Source organism: Arthrobacter rhombi, assembly GCF_900163545.1.
Taxonomy (GTDB): Bacteria; Actinomycetota; Actinomycetes; order Actinomycetales; family Micrococcaceae; genus Arthrobacter_H; species Arthrobacter_H rhombi_A.
Genome location: NZ_FUHW01000052.1, coordinates 1 through 22,053, shown reverse-complemented (window position 1 = coordinate 22,053; position 22,053 = coordinate 1). Strand labels below are relative to the sequence as shown.

Annotated in this window: 21 protein-coding genes, 1 tRNA gene and 1 pseudogene; 13 read left to right on the top strand and 10 right to left on the bottom strand. The window is 63.8% G+C overall.

Annotated elements, in window-relative coordinates; translation table 11 throughout:
- The first annotated feature begins 88 nt into the window (after nt 1–88).
- Nucleotides 89–781 (top strand): IMPACT family protein, encoded by a 693-nt coding sequence (locus FM101_RS14565; protein WP_087000944.1) that lies wholly within the window; start codon nt 89–91, stop codon nt 779–781.
- Complete coding sequence (locus FM101_RS14560) at nt 778–1,932, top strand: class I SAM-dependent methyltransferase (RefSeq protein WP_087000942.1); 1,155 nt, start codon at nt 778–780, stop codon at nt 1,930–1,932. Before FM101_RS14565 ends, FM101_RS14560 begins: the two co-directional genes overlap by 4 nt.
- A 130-nt stretch (nt 1,933–2,062) precedes the next feature.
- Here the strand turns inward: FM101_RS14560 and rpsA are convergent, their stop codons facing one another.
- The 3 genes from rpsA to polA form a co-directional block, all read right to left on the bottom strand.
- Entirely contained in the window at nt 2,063–3,538 is a 1,476-nt protein-coding gene (gene rpsA, locus FM101_RS14555) for a 30S ribosomal protein S1 (RefSeq protein WP_087000940.1), read from the bottom strand.
- 224 nt (nt 3,539–3,762) lie between these two features.
- Nucleotides 3,763–5,091 carry a GNAT family N-acetyltransferase gene (locus tag FM101_RS14550; RefSeq protein ID WP_087000938.1) on the bottom strand — a complete coding sequence of 443 codons (1,329 nt, stop codon included), beginning with the start codon at nt 5,089–5,091 and terminating at the stop codon, nt 3,763–3,765.
- Nucleotides 5,091–7,724, bottom strand: a complete 2,634-nt coding sequence (gene polA, locus FM101_RS14545; RefSeq protein WP_241895174.1) for a DNA polymerase I — start codon at nt 7,722–7,724, stop codon at nt 5,091–5,093. Before polA ends, FM101_RS14550 begins: the two co-directional genes overlap by 1 nt.
- 85 nt (nt 7,725–7,809) lie before the next feature.
- On the opposite strand from polA, the gene FM101_RS14540 reads away from it, so the two are divergent.
- On the top strand, nt 7,810–8,307 hold the full coding sequence (locus FM101_RS14540) for a hotdog fold thioesterase (RefSeq protein ID WP_087000934.1): 498 nt from the start codon (nt 7,810–7,812) through the stop codon (nt 8,305–8,307).
- Entirely contained in the window at nt 8,304–8,879 is a 576-nt protein-coding gene (locus FM101_RS14535) for a hypothetical protein (RefSeq protein ID WP_087000932.1), read from the top strand. The genes FM101_RS14540 and FM101_RS14535 overlap by 4 nt, the downstream gene beginning before the upstream one ends.
- A gap of 11 nt (nt 8,880–8,890) precedes the next feature.
- Here the strand turns inward: FM101_RS14535 and FM101_RS14530 are convergent, their stop codons facing one another.
- The 4 genes from FM101_RS14530 to FM101_RS14515 form a co-directional block, all read right to left on the bottom strand.
- Nucleotides 8,891–9,313, bottom strand: a complete 423-nt coding sequence (locus FM101_RS14530; protein WP_087000930.1) for a DoxX family membrane protein — start codon at nt 9,311–9,313, stop codon at nt 8,891–8,893.
- Between the two features lie 75 nt (nt 9,314–9,388).
- Nucleotides 9,389–9,967 (bottom strand): dihydrofolate reductase family protein, encoded by a 579-nt coding sequence (locus tag FM101_RS14525; RefSeq protein WP_087000928.1) that lies wholly within the window; start codon nt 9,965–9,967, stop codon nt 9,389–9,391.
- A gap of 45 nt (nt 9,968–10,012) precedes the next feature.
- Nucleotides 10,013–10,249, bottom strand: coding sequence for a hypothetical protein (locus FM101_RS14520; protein ID WP_241895170.1), 237 nt, complete (start codon nt 10,247–10,249; stop codon nt 10,013–10,015).
- Nucleotides 10,246–11,607: an inorganic phosphate transporter gene (locus tag FM101_RS14515; RefSeq protein ID WP_087000926.1), complete on the bottom strand. Its 1,362-nt coding sequence runs from the start codon at nt 11,605–11,607 to the stop codon at nt 10,246–10,248. The genes FM101_RS14520 and FM101_RS14515 overlap by 4 nt, the downstream gene beginning before the upstream one ends.
- A gap of 198 nt (nt 11,608–11,805) precedes the next feature.
- Between FM101_RS14515 and FM101_RS14510 the strand changes: the two genes are divergently transcribed.
- Nucleotides 11,806–12,426 (top strand): L-threonylcarbamoyladenylate synthase, encoded by a 621-nt coding sequence (locus FM101_RS14510; protein WP_087000924.1) that lies wholly within the window; start codon nt 11,806–11,808, stop codon nt 12,424–12,426.
- A 43-nt stretch (nt 12,427–12,469) separates the two neighbouring features.
- Here FM101_RS14510 and FM101_RS14505 read toward each other — a convergent pair whose 3' ends face one another.
- Nucleotides 12,470–13,651 (bottom strand): acyl-CoA dehydrogenase family protein, encoded by a 1,182-nt coding sequence (locus tag FM101_RS14505; RefSeq protein ID WP_428844170.1) that lies wholly within the window; start codon nt 13,649–13,651, stop codon nt 12,470–12,472.
- Nucleotides 13,652–13,729: 78 nt separating this feature from the next.
- Nucleotides 13,730–14,344: a TetR/AcrR family transcriptional regulator gene (locus FM101_RS14500; protein WP_241895171.1), complete on the bottom strand. Its 615-nt coding sequence runs from the start codon at nt 14,342–14,344 to the stop codon at nt 13,730–13,732.
- Nucleotides 14,345–14,438: 94 nt separating this feature from the next.
- On the opposite strand from FM101_RS14500, the gene FM101_RS14495 reads away from it, so the two are divergent.
- From FM101_RS14495 to FM101_RS14470, 7 genes and pseudogenes are all read left to right on the top strand, one after another.
- On the top strand, nt 14,439–15,308 hold the full coding sequence (locus FM101_RS14495; protein WP_087000918.1) for a CoA transferase: 870 nt from the start codon (nt 14,439–14,441) through the stop codon (nt 15,306–15,308).
- A 2-nt stretch (nt 15,309–15,310) separates the two neighbouring features.
- Nucleotides 15,311–16,346 (top strand): annotated as a pseudogene (locus FM101_RS14490) (AMP-binding protein); the annotation flags it as partial.
- 21 nt (nt 16,347–16,367) lie between these two features.
- Nucleotides 16,368–16,817: a class I adenylate-forming enzyme family protein gene (locus FM101_RS16025; RefSeq protein ID WP_342744415.1), complete on the top strand. Its 450-nt coding sequence runs from the start codon at nt 16,368–16,370 to the stop codon at nt 16,815–16,817.
- Nucleotides 16,818–16,892: 75 nt separating this feature from the next.
- On the top strand, nt 16,893–17,636 hold the full coding sequence (locus FM101_RS14485) for a 3-hydroxyacyl-CoA dehydrogenase (protein ID WP_087000916.1): 744 nt from the start codon (nt 16,893–16,895) through the stop codon (nt 17,634–17,636).
- A 12-nt stretch (nt 17,637–17,648) separates the two neighbouring features.
- The gene (locus FM101_RS14480; RefSeq protein ID WP_087000914.1) at nt 17,649–19,337 is read left to right on the top strand and encodes a long-chain-fatty-acid--CoA ligase; all 1,689 of its coding nucleotides are present in this window, start codon (nt 17,649–17,651) and stop codon (nt 19,335–19,337) included.
- A gap of 77 nt (nt 19,338–19,414) precedes the next feature.
- Complete coding sequence (locus FM101_RS14475) at nt 19,415–20,569, top strand: acyl-CoA dehydrogenase family protein (protein ID WP_087000912.1); 1,155 nt, start codon at nt 19,415–19,417, stop codon at nt 20,567–20,569.
- Nucleotides 20,566–21,057 (top strand): MaoC/PaaZ C-terminal domain-containing protein, encoded by a 492-nt coding sequence (locus FM101_RS14470; RefSeq protein ID WP_087000910.1) that lies wholly within the window; start codon nt 20,566–20,568, stop codon nt 21,055–21,057. The genes FM101_RS14475 and FM101_RS14470 overlap by 4 nt, the downstream gene beginning before the upstream one ends.
- 43 nt (nt 21,058–21,100) lie before the next feature.
- Here FM101_RS14470 and FM101_RS14465 read toward each other — a convergent pair.
- Nucleotides 21,101–21,184: transfer RNA gene (locus FM101_RS14465), tRNA-Leu, on the bottom strand.
- Between the two features lie 152 nt (nt 21,185–21,336).
- Between FM101_RS14465 and FM101_RS14460 the strand changes: the two genes are divergently transcribed.
- The gene (locus tag FM101_RS14460; RefSeq protein WP_087000908.1) at nt 21,337–21,939 is read left to right on the top strand and encodes an ANTAR domain-containing response regulator; all 603 of its coding nucleotides are present in this window, start codon (nt 21,337–21,339) and stop codon (nt 21,937–21,939) included.
- Nucleotides 21,940–22,053: the final 114 nt, after the last annotated feature.

The window sequence follows — 22,053 nt, the reverse complement described above, 5'->3', positions numbered from 1 at the left end:
GGAGAGTCTACGGGTGACGTGGGCACCCGGCAGCCCGACGGGCCGTGCCCCGCAGCCCCGGCCCGCGAACGCGCATTAGACTGACCGGATGGGCGAAACGGGAAGTGCAGTGGTGGAATACACCACGTTGGCCGGCGATCACCAGGCTGAGCTGGAGGTGAAGCGTTCCCGTTTCCTCACCTATCTGCGCCGCACCAGCACCGAAGCGCAGGCCCGCGAATTCATCGCCGAACTGCGCCGCAGACATTTCGACGCACGGCATCACTGTTCGGCGTTTCTGCTGGGACCCGACCGGGTGGTACAACGCAGTAGTGACGATGGCGAACCCTCGGGGACCGCCGGCCTGCCGATGCTCGAAGCCCTGCTCAAACGGGAAATGCCCTCGGGGGCGTGCGACCTCAGTGATGTCACCGCCGTCGTGGTCAGGTATTTCGGTGGTGTCCTCTTGGGCGCCGGGGGCCTCGTGCGCGCCTATTCCCAGGCCGTCTCGGGGGCCATGGACAGCGCCGGCCTCCTTGCGCGACGACGTATGGCCGTCTTTTCCATCGACGCCCCCCACGCCGAGGCCGGGCGATGGGAAAACGAGCTGCGTCAGGACGGCACCACGGTGTTGGGAACCGACTACGGGCCCCTGTCCGCCACCTTGCGGGTCGCGGTCCCCGACGGGCCCACCGCGGCCCACGATTTCACCGGGCGGCTGGCTACGCTGACCGCCGGGGCAGGAACTGCCGTCGACTACGGGACCGAATGGACCGATATTGCCGTGGCGGGGCACCGATGAGCGCCACGGTTCCCGAGGGGCTACGACGTTGGCCCGATATTGAATCCCCCGAACTGCAGGCGTACGACGGCGCCGACCTCCTGTTGCTCGATACGGCTGCCGACTACGGGCTAGCCGCCTCGGACGGGACGACGACGGTGGTCAACGACCACTATGGGGCTCTGGTTTTGGGCTCCGTGGCAGCCGGGGCCCGCGGTGTCCGGGTCCACCAGGATACGCTTTCGGGCGAACAAGCCATCGAAGCCAATGCCGGGCGGACCGGCTACGGTTCTGCCGACATGGAACCGCCCGGCTTCACTCGGATGCCGCTCGGAGCCGAGCTCTTCGCCGGAGCCCGACTGGTCATCGTGCAACTTCCCAGATCGCTGGCTGCCTTGGAAGAGATTGCGGCCCTGGCGGCGGAACATGCCGACCCCGAGGTGGTGCTCTTGGCCGGAGGGCGCAGCAAACACATGTCCACAGCGATGAATGACGTCCTCGAACGCCATTTCAGCCACGTCAGCGCCGGCCTGGGGGCGCGGAAGTCACGGGTGCTCACCGCCGCGGCTCCCCGCACCAGCAGCAAGGCAGTCGTGGCGCGTTTCCCGCTGGCTTCCCACCACGATGTCGGATTGCCACGGCCGCTGGAACTGCGGGCCTTTGGTGCCACGTTCGGCGGCGCAAAGCTTGATCCGGGCACGCGTTTCCTGCTGCCACATCTGAGCGAGGCCCGCTCCGCGCCCGAGGCAGTGGACCTGGGGTGCGGCAACGGCACCATCGCCAGTTACCTCGCCCTCAGCCGGCCCGCACAACGGGTATTGGCCTGCGACCAGTCGGCATCCGCCGTCGCCTCCACCCGGGCCAGCGCCGAAGCCAACGGTGTCGCCGACAGGGTCCGAACGATCCGCGACGATGCTCTCTCGACCCTGCCCGATGCCTCGCGGGAACTGGTGGTGCTAAATCCCCCCTTCCATGTCGGCAATGCCGTCCATGCCGGCATTGCGTTGAAGCTCATCGCCGATGCCGGCCGGGTCCTGGCCCCGGGCGGGGAATTATGGTGCGTCTGGAATTCGCAGCTGGGCTACCGGGCATATCTGGCCCGGCTGGTGGGCCCCACCCGTCAGGTGGCCCGTAACCCAAAGTTCACGGTCACCGTCTCCACCCGGGGCTGATCCCCGCCTTGACCGGTCCAGACCACGATCGCCCGATGCACGATAAAAAGGACCCCCGTTCCATCGCTGGAGCGGGGGTCCTTCTCAATTGCTGCCGGGAATCAGGGATTCACCGACGGGCAGATGCTGCTTAGGCTCCGGTGAGCTTCTCGCGCAGTGCGGCGAGGGCCTCATCGGAAGCCAGCGTGCCGGCGTCCTCTGCCGGGGCCTCCGAGGAGTAGCTGGTGGATGCGGATTCGCCCGCTCCCCCGCCGGCCTCGGGTGCCGTGGTGTCCTGGACCAGGTGTGCTGCAACCTGCTCCTTGTGGGCTTCCCAACGGGCCTGGGCGTCGGCGTACTGCTGCTCCCAGACGGCGCGCTGCGTCTCGTAGCCTTCGAGCCACTCGTTGGTCTCCGAGTCGAAGCCCTCCGGGTACTTGTAGTTGCCCTCTTCGTCGTACTCGGCGGCCATGCCGTACAGTGCCGGGTCGAACTCGGTACCCTCGGGGTCGACGCCCTCGTTGGCCTGCTTCAGCGACAGCGAGATGCGACGGCGTTCCAGGTCGATATCGATGACCTTGACGAAGAGCTCGTCACCAACGGAGACGACCTGCTCGGCCAGCTCGACGTGGCGCACGGCCAGCTCCGAGATGTGCACGAGGCCTTCGATGCCGTCTTCGACGCGAACGAACGCACCGAAGGGAACCAGCTTGGTGACCTTGCCGGGGACGACCTGGCCCAAGGCGTGGGTCCGGGCGAAGGTCTGCCACGGATCTTCCTGGGTCGCCTTCAGCGACAGGGAGACGCGCTCGCGGTCCAGATCGACTTCGAGAACCTCGACGGTGACTTCCTGGCCAACCTCGACAACCTCGTTCGGGTGGTCGATGTGCTTCCAGGACAGCTCGGAGACGTGCACCAGTCCGTCGACGCCGCCCAGGTCCACGAAGGCACCGAAGTTGACGATGGAGGAGACAACGCCCGGACGGACCTGACCCTTTTCGAGCTTGTTGAGGAACGTGGAGCGAACCTCCGACTGGGTCTGCTCGAGCCAGGCACGGCGGGAGAGGACCACGTTGTTGCGGTTCTTGTCCAGCTCGATGATCTTGGCTTCGATTTCCTGGCCGATGTACGGAGCCAGATCGCGCACACGGCGCATTTCAACCAGCGATGCCGGCAGGAAGCCGCGCAGGCCGATGTCCAGGATGAGCCCACCCTTGACCACCTCGATGACGGTACCGGTGACGACGCCGTCCTCTTCCTTGATCTTTTCGATGTCGCCCCAGGCACGCTCGTACTGTGCGCGCTTCTTGGACAGGATCAAACGGCCTTCCTTGTCCTCCTTGGTGAGGACGAGGGCCTCGACGTTGTCGCCGACGGCGACAACGTCGCCCGGATCAACATCGTGCTTGATGGAAAGTTCGCGGGAAGGAATGACACCCTCGGTCTTATAACCGATGTCGAGCAGGACTTCGTCGCGGTCGACCTTGACGACGGTGCCCTCAACGAGGTCTCCATCGTTGAAGTACTTGATGGTGGCGTCGACAGCTGCGAGGAAGTCTTCAGCGGTACCGATGTCGTTGATCGCGACCTGCGGGGTACCGGTCTTCTCGTTGGAGGTGATGGTCATGTAGTAGGGGCTCCGATGTGGATAGAAACGTCAGTCGGAAAGCCGGAAGTCCCGGCATATTCCGAAGGTGGAACTGAAATCATTGCGAGACAGGGCATGAAAAACCCCGGCAGTCGCCTTATCAGTTTAGTCCCCTGCACACGAGCGGTCAAAACGTCGGGCGCGTCGCTCCCGGCGCCGATCCTGCCGTTGCTTCGCGGGCAGAAACGGGCTCGGGAGCCGACTTAGAAGCCGTTGATCGCGTAAGGGGCTCGGCCCAGGTCCAGTAACCGTGCCGCACGCTCCACGGCTTCGTCATTCCTGGCGCGCACCCGCCCCGCAGCTGCCAACGTCCGCACACCGGTACCACCCAAATACAGCGATCCCAGCAAGGAGATATCCAATTCCAGATCCGCGGGTTCGGAGGGATCAGTTTCGACCTGAACCGACCCAACTCCCGCCTCAACGACCAGCTGGTAATTTCCCGTCGTATACCCCTGCGGGTCCGTGATGCGTAGACGCAAGGACCCGTCGGTCGCGTATTCGCGGGCGGCCAGGGCCGTGGGTACATCGAGGATGCGCAGCCACAGCAGGTCTTCCGTTTCGGTAACGGCCACCTTGCGCGGATCATCCAGGGACCAGGGCAACGGGTCGTCGGGGGCCGCAGCGTCATAGATGACCCGCTCGATGAGGTCATGGGCCCCGAGGTAGCGCCAGAGCTCCCGCCGGGCGACAGCGGTGGTGGCCACCAGATCGCGGATCTCCATCGTCATCGGCGTGGTATCCCAGCCGGCGAAGGCATAGGTCAAGAAACCCCGGGCGACCCCGGAGGCATCCAGGTACACCGCGGCCCTCAGTGCCGGATCGTCCTTGGCCGTTTCGGGACCCAACCGGGCGGTGGCCCGCAGGGTGTAGGCCTCCTGCCGTCCGATGGAACCGCGGTGGGTTGCATGGAACTCGGCGAAAAGTGAAGGCGCCAGGTCGAGCAAGGACGAGGGTGCCACGGTGATGACCGTACCTTCGGGCTCTGCCACGATATTCAGCCCACCCTTCACGTCGACCTTGACCGTGTCCAGGCTGGTGGCCGGGCCGAAACCGAACCGGCCGTAGATGGTGCCCTCCGTCGCGGTCAGCGCCGCCATGGGCAGTCCCGCAGCGCGGGCGCGGTCCAGCGAATCGGTCATCATCGCCCGCAGGATGCCGCGCCGGCGGTGGCTCGGGCGGACGGTGACCACGGTGATGAGGTGGCTGTCGAGCATGCGTCCGGCACCGGTATTCAGCGTCTTGTTGAATTCGGCGAACGTGGCCACCGGGATCCCCGGATCCAGCGACGGAGCCGGAGCATCGTCGTCGTACACCCCCAGCAGTCGACGTCCGTCGACCCGGTAGGAGGCGGCGATACGCGCAGCTTCGGCGGTGGTGTAGGGCTGGTCGTGGAATCCGGTACGGACCGCGCGGAACCAGTTGGCGGTGCGCGTGTCAGGGGCCGGCTCGGCTTCGCCGGCGGCCGGCAGGACTCCCGCGTCGAAGAGTTCATGGCGCAGACCGTTGGTCTGAGTGGTCGCAATATTCATTAGTGGGCAGCCTCCTGCCAGCTGTGCCCGGTGCCGATCTGGACATCGAGCGGGACCGAAAGTTCTGCAGCCGTTCCCATGTGATCCTGAACCAGCAAGGTGACGGCTTCAAGTTCACCGGGAGCAACTTCAAGGACCAGTTCGTCATGGACCTGGAGGAGCATCCGTGAACCCAGTTTCTGTTTTCGCAGTCCGGCGTCGACGCCGAGCATGGCACGTTTGATGATATCCGCAGCCGAGCCTTGGATCGGCGCGTTCAATGCAGCGCGTTCGGCCATATCCCGTAGCTGGCGGTTATCGCTGGCCAGGTCGGGCAGGTAGCGCCGGCGTCCTTCAATGGTGGAGGTGTACCCGTCCTTGCGGGCCTGGTCGACGACGGAACGCAGATAGTCGCGCACGGATCCGAAACGAGTGAAATAGTCCTTCATCAGCCCACGGGCCTCGTCGACGGGGACGTTCAACTGTTTGGAGAGGCCGAAGGAGCTGAGCCCGTAGGCCAACCCGTAGGACATGGCCTTGACCTTGGCGCGCATTTCGGCAGTGACCTCCGCTGGTTCGACGCCGAAGACATGCGAACCGACGAACCGGTGCAGGTCCTCCCCGTCCTTGAATGCCTGGATCAGGGCCTCGTCCCCTGAGAGGTGGGCCATGATGCGCATTTCGATCTGCGAGTAGTCGGCCGTGAGCAGGGTTTCGTATCCTTCGCCGACCACGAAGACCTCGCGGATCCGTCGGCCGGCCTCACTGCGCACCGGGATGTTCTGCAAGTTGGGGTTCAGCGATGACAGCCGCCCGGTGGCCGCGACGGTCTGGGCGTACGTGGTGTGGATCCGGCCGTCCTCGGCGAGTGACTTTTTCAACCCCTCGACCGTCTGACGCAGTTTGGTGGCATCGCGGTAGGCCATGAGCGAGGCCAGGAACGGGTGCTGCGTCTTGGCCAGCAGGTCGGCCAGTGAATCGGCGTCCGTGGTGTATCCGGTTTTGATCTTCTTGGTCTTGGGCAGTTCGAGTTCCTCGAAGAGCACCACCTGTAGTTGCTTGGGCGAAGAGAGGTTCACTTCGTGACCAATCGACGCATAGGCTTCGGCGGTTGCGGCGTCGATGGTGGTGGTGAAGTCAGCCAACAGGTCATCGAGCTGTTGGGCGTCGATGGCGATTCCGGTGCGTTCCATCTGGGCCAGCACGACCGACAGGGGCAGCTCCATTTCTGCCAGCAAGGAGGTTGCCCCGCGTTCAAGGACTTGCCCGGCCAGATACAGGCTCAGTTCACGCACAATATAGGCGGCCCGCACGGCTGCCCCCGCATGACCTGCCCCTTCAAGTTCCAACGCCAACTGCCCCTCCTGCGCCTGTTCCTCGGCTTCGAGGTTCAGGCGCAGGTGGTGCTGGGCGATATCGCCCAGCTCATGGCTGCGGCGATCCGGCTGGATGAGGTAGGCCGAGATCATCGTGTCGTCCACGACTCCCCGCAGTTCCATCCCGCGTGCGGCCAACAACTTATAGCCGGTTTTGAAATCGTGCAGAGCCAGCTTGTAGTCACCGCTGGCCAGGATGGTGCGCAGGGCGCCGTCCGCTGCCTCATCGAGTTCTTCCAGCTCGATGTAGGCGGTCGCCGCGTCGGCGGCCAGCGCGATGCCCACCGCGTCATCCCCACCGGCGGCGGAGCGCACCGTATCCAAGTGCACGCCGATCAGGTGTCCCCCCTGCTCGCGGAACCAGCTGGTCAGTGCCTTGGCGCCGTCCAGAACTGCCGGTTCGGGAACTTCCATTTCGGGTTCCGGTTCGGAGTCGTCGGTACCGAAGAGGTCGAACAGGCGCTTGCGCAACGTGTTGAACTGCAGGGCGTCGAAAAGTTCCTCGATCGCGTCCTGATTGGGGTGTTCCAGTTCCAGGGCACCAAGCTCGACCGGCAGATCCAGGTCGGTGAGCAACCGGTTCAACCGGCGGTTCCTGCGGACATCGTCCAGGTGGGAGCGCAAGGATTCACCGACCTTGCCCTTAATCGTCTCGGCCTGGTCCAGGATCCCTTCAAGTCCCCCATAGAGGTTGATCCACTTCGCGGCGGTTTTGGGTCCAACGCCGGGGACCCCCGGCAGGTTGTCTGCGGTTTCCCCGACCAGAGCGGCCAGATCCGGGTACTGGGCCGGCTGGACGAAGTACTTGGCCTCCACGGCGGCCGCGTCCATCGGCGGGATATCCGAGATACCCTTCTTCGGGTACAGGACGGTGGTCTTCTCGGTGATGAGCTGGAAGGCGTCACGGTCCCCCGAGACGACCAATACGTCCCAGCCTTCACCTTCACCGACCTGGGCGAGGGTGGCAATAATATCGTCGGCTTCGAAACCATCCATGGTGATCGAGGGGATGTTCATCGCCTCCATGACCTTCTGGATCAGGTCGATCTGACCGTGGAATTCCTCAGGAGTCTTATTCCGGCCGGCCTTGTACTCGCTGTACTCCTCCGAACGGAACGTGGGGGTGTCCAGATCGAAAGCAACAGCAACATGGGTCGGTTTGCGCTGTTCGATCATCTTGATGAGCATCGAGACAAAACCGTAGACCGCATTGGTGTGCTGTCCGGTGTCGGTGGCGAAGTTTTCCGCAGGCAACGCATAGAAGGCACGGAAGGCCATCGAGTGGCCATCGATGACGAGCAGGCGGGAAAGGTCATTGGCATCGGTTTTGGTTGATTGACTCACAGGTGCAAGCCTAGTTCCCATGACGGACAAAAACACACGCGGCTCGGCCGCCACCGCAGGGGACGATACCGGTTCGAACCCTTTTGAGGAGCAGCTCGCACGGCACCAGGTGCCACGGCAGATGTGGCCAATGCTCAGCGGACATGGTGTCGGGCCCCTGGTGGAGAAGCTGGGGATCATTTTCGAGGGCATCACCGCCGCACGGGTAGTGGCCACCATGCCGGTGGAAGGCAACCAGCAGGTGGCCGGGATCCTGCACGGCGGTGCGAGCGTGGCCCTGGCGGAGACACTCGGTTCCTTCGCTGCGGCGGTACATGCCGGCCCCACAGGCCGCCCGGCGGGAGTGGACATCAACGCCACCCACCATCGTGCCGGGATCTCGGGGCTCGTCACCGGGGTCTGCACCCCCATTCATTTGGGGCGCAGCACCACGACCCACGAAATCATCATTTCCGATGAGGAAGGCCGACGGGTCTGCACCGCCAGGATCACGAACATGATCCTGGGCCCCACGTGACCGACGGTCCGCGCCGGATCCTCCTCCACGGGGTGACCGGATCGGGGAAAACGAGTTTGGCCCTGGAATTGGGTCGGCTCACCGGTTTGCCGGTGCTGTTGGCCGATGAAGACATCGGCTGGCTCCCCGGGTGGAACCAGCGTCCGGCCGAGGAACAGCGCCGGATCGCCCGGGAAAGGGCATCGGCCCCCGAATGGGTCTTCGACACCGCCTACGGGCCGTATCGCGCAGAGATCGCCGAACGGGCCGACCTCATCCTCTGTCTGGATTATCCGCGGCTGGTTTCGATGGGACGCCTCATCCGCCGCAGCATCCGCCGTGTGGTCACCGCTGAACCGGTCTGCAACGGCAACACGGAGACCTGGAGGCAGTTGTTCTCGAGTGACTCGATCCTGATGTGGCACGCGCGTTCCTTCGCCTCCAAGCGCGCACAGATCAAGACGTTGCTCGCCGCCGAAGGACCCTCGAAGGTGGTGCGTTTCCGGAGTCCACACCGCACCCGCAGCTGGCTGCGACTGGTGGCGAAAAACGGCCGCATCCCCACGCGTCGTGCCGGGGATGCGGCCGTCTGAGGTCACCGCGCCTAGGTGGTTTTGCGCTTCTTCTTCCGCGCCGAATCGAGGATCAGGGCCAGCCCGATGCCGAGCATCCAGAAGTCCTTGGCGATGACGGTGCCCTCCTGGGTGGGGCGCAGCCCGTCATCGCGGGTCATCCCCGGGGTCTTGAAGTACATCGTCGCCATGGAAGCTGAGAAGGCAGTCAGTCCGAGGCCGGCCAGGCGGCTGGGCACGAACGGTAGCAGCAGGGAGGATCCCAGGACGATCTCCACCGCGCTGAGTACCTTGCCGAATTGTTCCGGGTCGAGGTCGGCCACCTGTGGAAAGGCAGAGGCACCCATCTTCTGCAGTCCGGCCGCCGCTTCGGGCTCCAACTGCAACTTGCCCACCCCCGAGTTGAGGATGAAGGCGCCGGTGGTCAGACGCAATGGCAGGTGGCTGAGTTTCATGGGTCGTGTCCTTTCGCTGCATACGGAGGTAGTGATCGAGCCTAGGACTGCTGGCGGTCTCGCGCCAATCGGGGTTCAGGAAACGTTGCGGGATACGGAAGGAGGTTTGGCGACGTCGTACCTTGTTTCGCGGACTCCCCTGCCGTACTCGCGGCTCATGGTGGGGCTGAGTTCCAGCGGTGCCCGCAGACTGGCCAAGGGGCGTCCCCCACCCAAGAGAAGCGGGATGGTGAACAGGATCACTTCGTCGAGGTACCCGGAGTCGAGCAGCTGTCCGGCGAGTCCTCCGCCACCGAGAACCCACACATCCTTCTCGCCCGCGTCAGCTGCGATATCGCCAGCCCACTCTTCGACGTCACCGCGGATGAAGGTGAGATCAGCTCCCGCTTCGGCAGCAAGTTCCCGATGGGTGAAGACCCAGCAGGGTGTACCCGCGTACGGCCAGGGGGCGCGGGTTTTGCTCATGTGGTTGCCAAGCCATCGGTAGGTATCGGCTCCCATGACGACGGCGCCGATCTCCTGAAGAAAAGCAGCCGCCGGGTCGTGGAAGCCCACGTGGTAGTCGTCGTAGGTGGTCAGCCAGTCCAGCGAATCATGCTCATCAGCGATGTATCCGTCGACACTGGCGGCGACAAAATATCGGAAGCGAGTCATGGCCCCATGGTGCCATACCGGTTCCGCCGGGCCACCGGATGCGCGTTAGTGCCCCCCGGAGCCGCCGAGCTGCGGCACGATCAGGTAGATGCCCAGCAGCACCAAACAGCCGCAGAGGACGAAGCAGGCGACAGCACCGGATTTGGCAACGTTGGCGCCCCGACCGCCGTCTTCTGCGATCGCTTTCAACCTCACGGCGAAGGAGTAGAGCGCCACGAGCGATAGGGAGCCGATCAGGGTCACGAGCGTGACGGTCAGAAACGAGAGCCATTCAATGTTCATCGGTTCTCCTCCGTGCCGCGTGCTTCGCGCTTCGGCGCCGAAGCGTCCTGTGCCCGGGATTTCGATCCCGAGGCCGTCGGGACCTTGGCCATCCCGTTGGCTTCCTTCTTCTTGTTCTTCTGAGCCTTCTTGAGTTCGCGGGCCATGCGCTCGGCCTCGGCGCGCTCGGCTTCACGTTGGCGTTTACGCATCTTGCGACGCTGCTTCTTCGTCGGGATGCTGATGGCACCACCGGCTTCATCAACGTCGGAGACACCGTTATGTGGACCGATGATGTCCTTGCGGGAGAGCCACCAGATCAACAGGACGACGCCGAAGCCGATGACGGCAACCAGAACCAGACCGACGTTTCCAAAGTAGGTCAGGGCAGCGGCCAAGGCGCCGACGACGGCAGCTGCCGGCAGAGTGAAGAGCCACCCGGTGGCGATCTTCCCGGCGGTACGCCACTGCACGGAGGCTCCCTTGCGGCCCAGCCCCGAACCGATCACCGAACCCGAGGCCACCTGGGTGGTCGAGAGGGCGAAGCCCAGATGGGAGGAAGCCAGGATGGCCGCCGCGGTCGATGACTCGGCCGCGAAGCCCTGGGCTGGTTTGACCTCGGTCAGGCCGGTGCCCATGGTGGCGATAATGCGCCAGCCACCCACGTAGGTGCCCAGGGCGATGGCCAGGGCGCAGGCGGCGATGACCCAGAAGTGGACGTGGCTTCCCGATTCCTGCAGCCCCGAGGCGACCAGGGCCAGGGTGATGACACCCATCGTCTTCTGTGCATCGTTGGTTCCGTGGGCCAGGGCCACCAACGAGGAGGAGAACACCTGGCCGACACGGAAACCACCACGCTTGGGCGAGGAGACACCCGAGGGGCGCTTGGTCACCCAATAGGCCAATTTGGTACACAGGTACGCAGCCAGACCGGCGATCAATGGGGCCAGCAATGCCGGCAGCAGCACCTTGGAGATCACGGTTCCGTAGTTGACAACGGAGAAACCCGCACCGGCAATCGCCGCACCGATGAGTCCGCCGAAGAGGGCGTGGGACGAGCTGGAGGGCAGACCGAGCAACCAGGTCAACATATTCCAGACGACGGCGCCCATGAGGCCGGCAAAGATGATCTCGGGTCCAATGGAGAACCCATTGTCCCCTTCGTTGATCAGGCCGCCGGAAATCGTGGTGGCGACCTCGGTGGAAAGGAAGGCACCCACCAGGTTCAGGATCGCAGCCAGGGCCACTGCCGTCTTCGGCTTGATGGCGCCGGTGGCGATCGGGGTTGCCATGGCATTGGCCGTATCGTGAAACCCGTTCGTGAAATCAAAGAACAGAGCCAGGGCAATCACCAGGACAACGATGAGTGTGAGATCCATCTAGGAACCAATCTTGAGATGGCAAAAGAGCGCGGTCGTACCGCAGGGAGTAGTTCGACCCGGAAGTCATACTATGGTCACACATTCGCCACCCGCGGCGCACATTCATCTTAGGCCCGGTGCGGCAGCAGTCAATTCCACGGCTCGTGCGGCGGGGCGTTGCGTGCAAGTTCGGTCGTCGGGTCGTAGTCTCCTGTCATGGCTAGATTCTTCGACGTTCACCCTCAGGATCCGCAACCCCGTGCTCTGGGTCAGGTCGTTGACCTGCTGCAGGACGGCGCGCTGATCGCCTACCCCACCGACTCCTGTTATGCGCTGGGCGCCCAATTGGGTAACCGGAAAGCCCTGGATCGGATCCGTACCATCCGACAGCTTGATGACAAACACCACTTCACCCTGATGTGCAGCAACTTCGCGCAGATGGGGCGTTTCGTGGAGATGAGCAATACAGTCTTCCGGAGTTTGAAGGCGGCGACACCGGGCAGCTACACGTTCATCCTCAAGGCCACCTCCGAGGTTCCCAAGCGTCTGCTGCATCCGAAGAAGAAGACCGTTGGGGTGCGTATCCCCGACCACCGTGTCGTTCAGGCTCTCCTGGCGGAACTGGGCGAACCGTTGCTCTCGACCACCTTGCTCTTACCGGACGAGGATGAACCCCTGACGCAGGGATGGGAAATCAAGGAACGTCTGGATCATCAGGTCGACGCCGTCATCGACTCCGGAGAATGCGGCACCGAACCGACGACGGTGGTGGATTTTTCCAGTGGAGTCCCCGAGGTCGTCCGGGTCGGCATGGGCGACCCTTCGCCCTTCGAATAGCCGGTGGGGCCCCGATCCAACCGCGTGGCCCCACCGACGGCCCTCACCTGAAGGCCGGGATGCCCGTGATGTGGTTGCCCAGGATCAAGGCATGAACCTCGTCGGTCCCCTCGTAGGTGCGCACCGATTCGAGGTTGTTCGCATGGCGCAAGGGTGAGTGGTCCAAGGTGATCCCGTTGCCGCCCAGAATGGTGCGCGCCTCGCGGCAGATCCGGATCGCCTCGCGACAGTTATTGAGTTTTCCGACGGAGATCTGCACCGGCTCCAGGGTTCCTGCGTCCTTGAGGCGTCCTGTGTGGATGGCCAGTAGCGTGCCTTTTTGGATCTCCAAGAGCATGTCCACCAATTTGGCTTGGGTGATCTGGTAGCCCGCCAATGGCTTGTCGAACTGCATCCGTTCCTGCGAATACGCCAGCGCTGCCTCGTAGGAATCCCTGGCCGCTCCCATGGCGCCCCAGATGATCCCGTAGCGTGCCTCGTTCAGGCAGGAGAACGGCCCGCGCAACCCCTTGGCGCCGGGTAGCAGCGCCGAGTCGGGCAACCGCACGTCGTTGAAGGTCAGATCGCATTGGATGGAGGCACGCATCGAAAGCTTGGGCTCGATCGCTGTGGCCGTGAAGCCTTCGACGTCGGTGGGGACGAGGAAACCGCGGACCCCGTCTTCGGTTTTGGCCCAGATCACGGCGATCTGGGCGACGGTGGCCAACCCGATCCAGCGTTTGGCGCCGTTGAGGACCCAACCCCGTCCATCGTGTACTGCTGTCGTGGCCATCGCCGACGGGTCCGACCCGGCAGTGGGTTCGGTGAGTCCGAAGCAACCGATGATCTCCCCGGTAGCCATACCCGGCAGGTACGTGTTCTTCTGCTCCTCGGAACCGAACTGGTGGATTGCCGCCATGGCCAAGGAACCCTGTACCGATACGAAGGTCCGCAGACCCGAGTCACCGGCTTCGAGCTCCATCGCGGCGATCCCGTATTCGACGGCGGTGCGCCCCGGACAGCCGTAGCCCTGCAGGTGCATGCCCAGCAGTCCGAGGCTTCCCATCTCACGGGAGAGCTCCACGGGAAAATGGGCGTCCTCATACCAGGTGGAGATGTTCGGGCGGATTCGTTCGTCGACGAAAGCCCGAACGCTGGAACGTAGTTCTCGTTCCTTGGTGGTCAGCAGACCGTCCAAGTTCAGGACATCGGAGGGTGTGGCGGGGGAATTCTCGGCGGTCATCATTCTCCTTTGAACGTGTACACCGCGATCATACGGCGCTTCAACTGGACTCCGGAGCACAGCGGGTGCACTGCTGATCGCTCAGGATTTAACGCCTACATAGAGTTCGGGGGCGCTTTCTCCGGCTTCGCCGAACTCATCGACAATGCGGTTGGCCAGCGGCTGGAGGAGCAACCGCCCGAATTGACGGACGATCGTGGTGACCGTTTGTTCCGTGACGCTGCGATCCATGGAGACCACTCCGGCCTCGCGCAGGATCCGGGTCTGCTCCGCCGTCAATGCCGACAGCCGGCTCAGGATGTCACCGGGACGGCCTGGACCATGCAGCAGGGAACGGCGCACGTAGTCGATGATCGTCGGATTGGCGTGCAGCATCTCGGCCACGGCCTCGTCTCGCAGACCGAGGATCCATCGGGCGGACCCTTCTTGGGGCAGGAGCCGAAGGGTTTCGGCGAAGAGCTCCACGATGAGGGTGTCTACCGCCTCCCGCAGTCCGTCCTTCGTCCCATAGTGATGGGTAACCAACCCGACGGTTACCCCGGCCGCCGTGGCAATGGCCCGCATGGAGGTACCGTCTTCGCCCTGCTGCGCAAACAGGGTGAGTGCGGCATTGCGGATCCGCGCCTTAGACGTCAGGTCATGGGGAGACCAAGCCGTTGCCAAGCCTTCGGGAGGTGTTTCCTTCGTTCTGTCCACACAGCAATGCTAGACCACAAACCATTGAACGTTCGCATTGCTTGCTGTACAACCGTACAAAGAGTAATCCAGGTCACAGTCTTCAGGAGAATTCATGCCCCACCCACTGTCAGGCATCGTTGTGGTTTCGGTTGCCATCAACCTTCCGGGGCCACTGGCCGCATCTCGGCTGACCGAACTCGGAGCAACTGTCATCAAGGTCGAACCACCGCAGGGCGACCCGCTCGGGAGCGTCGCCCCCCACTGGTATGAGGAACTCATCACGGGTCAGGACGTCGTTCCCCTCGATTTGAAGGACCCGTCGAGCAGGTCCACCTTCGAAGAACTTCTTGCCGATGCCGACGTCCTGCTGACCTCGATGCGCCCATCGGCCCTCGCCCGGCTTGATCTCGTCGAGATGCTGAAGACCCGCGGCGTCGCTCTGGTGGAAATCGTCGGGCACGACGGCGCCCGGGCCGAGCAGCCCGGCCACGACCTGACTTACCAGGCCGAGCATGGAACGTTACTTCCCCCTGATCTGCCGTTGGTGCCGGTCGCCGACATTCTCGGTTCCGAACGCGCAGTGGTCGCGACCCTGTCGGCTCTGCGCCAGCGCGAACAGGGGCTTCAGGGCGTCCACGAGAGGGTGGTCCTCGAAGAAGCGGCCCACGCCGCGGCAGCCGGAGTCCGGCACGGCCTCACCTCTCCGGGTGCCGTCCTCGGGGGCGCGATACCTGCGTATGGAATGTACGCAACAGCCGATGGATTCGTTGCCGTCGCGGCGGTTGAGCCTCACTTCGCCGAACGACTCGCCCGCCTCATCGGTGGCACCCGCGAAGAACTAACTCGTGCCTTTGCCACCCAATCCACTGCCTATTGGACGGCTCTGGGCCAAAAACAAGACCTTCCCCTGGCCGCCGTCGCCGCCCCGGGGGAACCCCTCACCATATCGGCGGTTGCCTCGGCCACCGCGGGACAGGAGTAATCATGGCCGACCTCGCAGGAATCCTCGCCCGTACCGCCCGGGGCTGCCCGGACCGCATCGCCCTGAGCTACTGCGGGGTGACCCATAGCTACGCCGAACTCGACGCCAGGGTCTCGCAACTCGCGCACGAATTCGCCTCCCGCGGGCTCGCCAAAGGCGATCGCCTCGTCATGGTCTGTGGGAACAATGACGCCTTCGTCATCGCTTTCTATGCAGGCCTACGTGCCGGTGAATCCGAAGTCGGCACCTAGGGAAATCGACCATTTCCTCACGGACACCGAAGCGAAACTCCTGGTTTTCGGCCCCGAGGTAGCCCAATCCATCACGCAGTGGCGGCAGGCGACCGACATCGATTCCCCTGTCCCCGCCCTGGCACTGGGCGCCTCTGACGGTTACGAAGACATTCTCGGGGCGGCGGCCAAGCAACCGACCGATGCGCCCGCCGTCGAAATCTCCGAAGAGGACGACGCACTGATCATCTACACCTCGGGGACCACCGGTCGCCCGAAGGGCGCCCTCTTCGACCACCACCGCGTCATCTGGGTCGGCATCAATGCCTGCGTGGGCTTCGGCCTGCGGGTCGGGGAACGACTCATCCACGTCGCACCGCTGTTCCACTCGGCGGATCTGAATCTGGTGCTCGTCCCGGGAATGATGTTGGGCTCCACACACTTCATCCTGCCGGCCTTCGACCCGGAAGCCGTGCTCGAAACCATCGAGAAAGAGCGGATCGGATTCTTCTTCGGGGTACCCACCATGTATTCCTTCCTGATGCGTTCCCCGAGCCTGGCCACCCGGGACCTATCGAGTCTTCGCATTCGCATGTACGGCGCGGCCCCCATGCCCACGGACCTGGCCCAGAAGATCGTCGCCGCACTCCCCGACACCTGGATCGTCCAGGCGTGCGGCCAAACCGAGGGTGGACCCGGCGGCATCATCCTCACCCACGAGGAGGTCTTGGAGAGGCCAACGGCCAGTGGACGCTTCCCCATCGCCAACACGGAGGTCCGCATCGTCGGTGCAGACGGCCAAGATGCCGCCCCCGGTGAGGTCGGGGAGATGATCATGCGCGGGGAGACGATGATGAAGGGCTACTGGCGTCAGCCCGAGGCAACTGCCGCGACGGTTCGGGACGGCTGGGTGCATACGGGAGACCTGGCCCAGATGGACGCCGAGGGTTACATCACCCTCGTGGACCGGATGAAGGACATGATCATCACGGGCGGCCACAACGTCTACTCCGCCGAAGTAGAAAATGCCTTGGCGGGGCACCCTGCGGTTGCCGATATCGCCGTCGTCGGACGTCCGCATCTGGAATACGGCGAGACGGTAGTCGCCGTGGTGACCCCCTTGGAGGGACAAGAGGTGACGCTCAAGTCACTGTGCGAGTACGCCCAGGACCGTCTCTCCCACTACAAGCTGCCCCGCGAGCTCGTCATCGCACAGATTCCACGGAACCCGTCGGGAAAGATCCTCAAGCATCGGATCCGGGATGAGCTGCGTGGCTAGGTGACCACAGAGTCCACCTGAACTCGCCCAGCATCCACCCAGTCTATTCAGTTCTACATCACGTCAGGAGAGACCATGGACGTCAAAGACCGCACGTTCATCGTGACCGGAGGAGCCTCGGGACTCGGCGAAGCAACGACCCGGGCGCTGCTTGAACGAGGCGCCCACGTGGTGGTCGCGGACCTGAAAGGAACGGCGCCGGAGGGGGCCCGTTTCGTTGAAACCGACGTCACCGACCCCGATCAGGTCGCCGAAGCCATTTCCGTGGCTTCCCGACAGGCAGGTCCGCTGGCGGGAATCGTCAATTGCGCGGGTATCGGGATCGCCAGGAAGGTCCTGGGCAAGAGCGGCACCCATCCGCTCGACGACTTCCAGCGGGTCCTCACGATCAACCTGGCCGGCACCTTCAATGTCATCCGACTCGGTGCCGAGGCCATGAGGTCCAACGATCCGGGGCCGGACGGTGAACGCGGCGTCATCATCAATACCGCCTCCGCTGCGGCCTTCGATGGCCAGATCGGTCAGGCGGCCTACTCGGCCTCCAAGGGCGGTATCGTCGCGATGACCCTGCCGATCGCCCAGGAGCTGGCCCCCAGCGGAATCCGCGTCGCAGCGATCGCCCCTGGCCTGTTCCTCACCCCCATGATGAGCAGCCTGCCCAAGGCCGCCCGCGAGTCGCTCGGGGCACAAGTCCCCTTCCCCTCCCGCCTCGGAGACCCCGCGGAATACGCGGCACTGGCAGTTCATATCGTCGAAAACCGCATGATCAACGGCGAGGTGATCCGTCTCGACGGAGCACTGCGCATGGCAGCTCAGTAAAAGGAGAACAACATGTCCCCCGCATCACGAACCATCGTTTCGGGCTTTCCCTCCACCACGGGCGACGACGTCCAACTCAACACGACGACGTTGATCCGCCATGCAGCACGGACGCATGGGGAACGGGAAATCGTCTACCGGAGCACCGACGGCGGCTGGGATCGCTACACCTATGCCGCTGCGTACGAACGCATCCAACGCGGTGCCAACGCCTTGCGCGCCCTCGGCGTGGAGCCGGGAACCCGCGTCGGCGTCATCGATTGGAACAGCCGCCGCCACTTCGAGCTCTATTGGGCGATCCCGGGGCTCGCAGCGGTCATGGTGCAGCTGAACCTCCGGCTCTCCCCGGAAGACCTGGCCTATGTCATCGCCGATAGCGACACCTCGGTCATCTGCGTGGACGAAACACTGTTGCCTTTGGCGGAAGCCGTCGCTCCCGCCATGCCCAGCGTCACCACCTGGGTCGTCATGACCGATAAACCGATGTCGCAGATCCACACCACGTTGCCCAACGTCCACCATTATGAGGACCTCCTGGCCGCCAACGAGCCGCGGATCGACTGGCCCGAAGTCGATGAGACCTCTGCCTACAGCGCGTGCTACACCACCGGGACCACCGGCCGCCCCAAGGGCGTCTTCTACTCGCATCGGGCGATCTACCTGCACTCCTACGCCATTGCCGCCAATATCGGCCAGACCTTGGACGACTGCACGATGTTGATCACCCCGATGTTCCACTGCCAGGCGTGGGGCCTGCCCCAAGCGGCGACGCTCATGGCCAATAAGATCGTCCTGCCGGGCCGGTACTCCGCCGAGGACACCGGGCCCCTGACCGAAGCGCTCATCACCGAGGGGGTGACCATCACCAACGGCGCGCCCGCCATTTTCCTGCCCATGCTGCGCTACATCGAAAACCTCGTGGAGAAGCCGGATCTCAGTCGCCTGCGGATGCTCTCCGGGGCCACCGAGCCACCGTTGGCGATGATGCGGGGGTTCAAAAACCTCACCGGCGCCGAACTCGTCCATGCCTACGGAGCGACCGAGACAAGCCCATTGGTGACCATGAACCGCTATAAGCCCAGCGTCCTGGCCCGTCTCTCCCCCGAAGAACTCCTGGAGCTCAAACGCAAACAAGGCGTACCCGTGTCCGGAGTGGACGTGCGCCTCATCAACGCCGACGGCAACGATGTTCCGTGCGATGGTGTGACGCAGGGAGAGATCTGCGTCCGCGGACCGTGGGTCACGCGCAGCTACCACGGCATGTCCGAGGAGGATCTGGCGGACCGCTTCGTCGAGGAATATTGGCGCAGCGGCGACGTCGGGACCATCGATGCCGATGGTTATCTGAAGGTCACCGACCGCATCAAGGACGTGATCAAAAGCGGTGGGGAGTGGATCTCGTCGATCGACATGGAAAACCTCCTGCTGGATCATCCCTTGATTGCCGAGGCAGCCGTCGTGGGTCTACCACATCCGAAGTGGCAGGAGCGCCCCTTCGTCCTGGTGGTCCCCACACCGGGGGCGGACGTGGCACTGGAGGACGTCCGCGACCACCTCTCCGGCGCCTTCGCGGACTGGCAGCTTCCCGAGGCCATGGAGGTCGTGACGGAAATTCCCCGCACGAGTGTCGGGAAATTCGACAAGAAGAGGGTCCGCGCCGAACACACGGGCATCTACGCTTCCGAACCAACCGGCGCCTGAGCGCGCCACCGTCGACACCTCGTCCGTCACCGGGCGACCCACACTGGACTTCAGCACACAGAATGAGGAGCAACACCATGATCTTCGATGATTACCGTTCACCCTGGCGCACCGAGGAACTCGACGACCTGCGGGACCTGGCACGGACCTTCCTGGAGAAGGAGTCGGTTCCCCACCATTCCCGCTGGGCCGAGCAGCACTGCGTGGACCGCGACTTTTGGCGCAAGGCCGGCGAAACCGGCCTGCTGTGCATCAGCATTCCGGAGGAATATGGAGGCGGCGGCGGTACTTTCGCTCACGAAGCAGTGATCATGGAGGAACAAGCCAGGGTCGCCGACGATGCCTGGGCCAACGTCGTCCATAGTGCCATCGTCGCCCATTACATCGCCGCCTTCGGCACCGAGGAGCAGAAACAGCGCTGGCTGCCCGCCATGGCCTCGGGCGAGCTGGTCGGGGCCATTGCGATGACCGAGCCGGGCACCGGATCGGATCTGCAGAGCATCCGCACCAAGGCGCTCCGTGATGGCGAGGACTTTGTGATCAACGGTTCCAAGACGTTCATCACCAACGGCACCCATGGCAGTCTGATCTTGATCGTCGCCAGGACCAGCGAGGACCAGGGGGGCAAGGGGCTATCGCTCATCGTCACCGAAACCGAGGACCTTCCGGGATTCGAGCGTGGCAGGGTCCTGGACAAGATCGGCATGCAGGGTCAGGACACCCGCGAGCTCGCCTTCGTGAACATGCGCGTCCCCGCGGAAAACGTGCTGGGAGGCGTGGAAGGCAAGGGATTCGTCCAGCTCATGCATCAGCTGCCCCAGGAGAGGCTTTCCATTGCCGTCGCAGCGGCTGCCGAATGCGAGGCGGCGGTTCGCGAGACGACGGAGTATGCCCACCAGCGTGAGGCCTTCGGACAGAACCTCCTCGCTTTCCAGAACACTCGCTTCGTGCTCGCGGAATGCGTCGCCGACAGCCTGGCGGCCCGCACCCTGGTGGATCACTGCATCGCACAGCATGTCACCGGGGACCTGGACGCGCCCACCGCCTCGCTGGCCAAATTCTGGTGCACCGACATGCAAAGCAAGGTCGCCGACCGCTGCCTGCAGATCTTCGGCGGCTACGGGTACATGAGGGAATACCCCATAGCCCGCAGATTCGCTGCCGCACGGGTGCAGAAGATCTATGGCGGGACCAACGAAATCATGAAGGAACTGGTCGCCAGAACACTATGACAACCGGAACTCCCCGTCTGCCCGCCGAGCGGATCCCCATCGGGGAAACCTTTGAGCTGGGGTCCCATGCCGTCACCGAGGAGGAGATCATCCGCTTCGCTTCGGAATGGGACAGCCAGTATTTTCACGTCGACCGCGCGTCGGCGCGGGAAGGCCCCTTCGGGGGACTCATCGCCAGTGGCATCCACACCCTGGCGATCTACCAGCGACTGTCGGTGACCGGTCTTTTTGACGGTTATGACGTCATCGCCGGCAAGGAGCTGCGCCAGGTGCGTTTCCTGCGCCCGGTCCGGCCAGGGGACGTGCTGAGCGGTTCGGTGATCATCGACTCGGTCGCGCCCGACGGGAGCGGCCGGGCCACCGTCATGACCTCGGGGTCCCTCAGGAACCAGGACGACGTCGTGGTCCTGGACGTGCAGGTCGAGGCACTGGTCTCCAGCAGCTACAGCCCCGGACCAGACACGGCACCGACGCGGTCTGGTTCCTGACGCAAAGAAGCCCCGATCCCCGGTTCACCGGGGATCGGGGCCATGGTGCCCGAGGTGGGACTCGAACCCACACATCTCTCGATATCGCATTTTGAGTGCGACGCGTCTGCCATTCCGCCACTCGGGCCTGCCTGCCATACGTGCCGGTGAAGCCACCCTACCTATCGGGCAGAACATCACAGTCACGCAGTGCGCTAAACAACTCTACATGCCGATAGGCTTGTTAATGAATCCGAGAACCCACCGCCCCAATTATTAGGGGCAGCCAGGAGAAACACCATGACAGAAGACGCAGCCGAGGCAACGTCATCGCCGGCCCGCCGGGTAGTTGTCGCCGAGGACGAGACCCTCATCCGGCTGGACATCGTCGAGATCCTCAAGGGTGAAGGCTTCGAGGTTGTCGCCGAAGCAGATAATGGCGAGAAGGCAGTTGATCTGGTCCGTGAGCACCGCCCGGATCTGGTCCTCATGGATGTGAAGATGCCCGTCATGGACGGGATTTCGGCCGCGGAGATCATCGTGAAGGAACGTATCGCCCCCGTCGTCTTGCTCACTGCCTTCAGCCAAAAAGAACTCGTCGAGCGGGCCCGCGAAGCCGGCGCCATGGCCTACGTCGTGAAACCGTTCAGCCCCAACGACCTGATTCCGGCCATTGAAATCGCTTTATCCCGGCATGAGGAAGTCATCGCTCTCGAACGCGAAGTCGATGACCTTCAAGAGCAATTCGCCACCCGCAAACTGGTCGAACGGGCCAAATCCGTCTTGACCACCAAAATGGGTCTGACCGAACCCGAGGCTTTCCGCTGGATCCAGAAAACGTCAATGGATCGGCGACTGAGCATGCGCGAGGTCGCCGAAACCATCATCGCCCAGGTGAAGTAGGCAGCCGGAAGCTGGATTGCTCGGCCGGCAGCTTCCTTCCGGAGGGTGCCGGCCCCCGATGAAAACGACGTCCGACGGCGGTGGGGCCCCCCCGGGGGGGGCGCGCCCCGCGGG

Excerpts from the sequence above, each read along its gene's own strand:
- FM101_RS14565 (WP_087000944.1), top strand. The coding sequence starts at position 89 with ATGGGCGAAACGGGAAGTGCAGTGGTGGAATACACCACGTTGGCCGGC.
- FM101_RS14560 (WP_087000942.1), top strand. The coding sequence starts at position 778 with ATGAGCGCCACGGTTCCCGAGGGGCTACGACGTTGGCCCGATATTGAA.
- FM101_RS14485 (WP_087000916.1), top strand. The coding sequence starts at position 16,893 with ATGGACGTCAAAGACCGCACGTTCATCGTGACCGGAGGAGCCTCGGGA.
- FM101_RS14460 (WP_087000908.1), top strand. The coding sequence starts at position 21,337 with ATGACAGAAGACGCAGCCGAGGCAACGTCATCGCCGGCCCGCCGGGTA.
- FM101_RS14530 (WP_087000930.1), bottom strand. The coding sequence starts at position 9,313 with ATGAAACTCAGCCACCTGCCATTGCGTCTGACCACCGGCGCCTTCATC.
- rpsA (WP_087000940.1), bottom strand. The coding sequence starts at position 3,538 with ATGACCATCACCTCCAACGAGAAGACCGGTACCCCGCAGGTCGCGATC.
- FM101_RS14525 (WP_087000928.1), bottom strand. The coding sequence starts at position 9,967 with ATGACTCGCTTCCGATATTTTGTCGCCGCCAGTGTCGACGGATACATC.
- FM101_RS14540 (WP_087000934.1), top strand. The coding sequence starts at position 7,810 with ATGACGGACAAAAACACACGCGGCTCGGCCGCCACCGCAGGGGACGAT.
- FM101_RS14510 (WP_087000924.1), top strand. The coding sequence starts at position 11,806 with ATGGCTAGATTCTTCGACGTTCACCCTCAGGATCCGCAACCCCGTGCT.
- FM101_RS14550 (WP_087000938.1), bottom strand. The coding sequence starts at position 5,091 with ATGAATATTGCGACCACTCAGACCAACGGTCTGCGCCATGAACTCTTC.
- polA (WP_241895174.1), bottom strand. The coding sequence starts at position 7,724 with ATGGCCTTCCGTGCCTTCTATGCGTTGCCTGCGGAAAACTTCGCCACC.
- FM101_RS14475 (WP_087000912.1), top strand. The coding sequence starts at position 19,415 with ATGATCTTCGATGATTACCGTTCACCCTGGCGCACCGAGGAACTCGAC.
- FM101_RS16025 (WP_342744415.1), top strand. The coding sequence starts at position 16,368 with ATGATCATGCGCGGGGAGACGATGATGAAGGGCTACTGGCGTCAGCCC.
- FM101_RS14470 (WP_087000910.1), top strand. The coding sequence starts at position 20,566 with ATGACAACCGGAACTCCCCGTCTGCCCGCCGAGCGGATCCCCATCGGG.
- FM101_RS14505 (WP_428844170.1), bottom strand. The coding sequence starts at position 13,651 with ATGATGACCGCCGAGAATTCCCCCGCCACACCCTCCGATGTCCTGAAC.
- FM101_RS14520 (WP_241895170.1), bottom strand. The coding sequence starts at position 10,249 with ATGAACATTGAATGGCTCTCGTTTCTGACCGTCACGCTCGTGACCCTG.
- FM101_RS14480 (WP_087000914.1), top strand. The coding sequence starts at position 17,649 with ATGTCCCCCGCATCACGAACCATCGTTTCGGGCTTTCCCTCCACCACG.
- FM101_RS14515 (WP_087000926.1), bottom strand. The coding sequence starts at position 11,607 with ATGGATCTCACACTCATCGTTGTCCTGGTGATTGCCCTGGCTCTGTTC.
- FM101_RS14495 (WP_087000918.1), top strand. The coding sequence starts at position 14,439 with ATGCCCCACCCACTGTCAGGCATCGTTGTGGTTTCGGTTGCCATCAAC.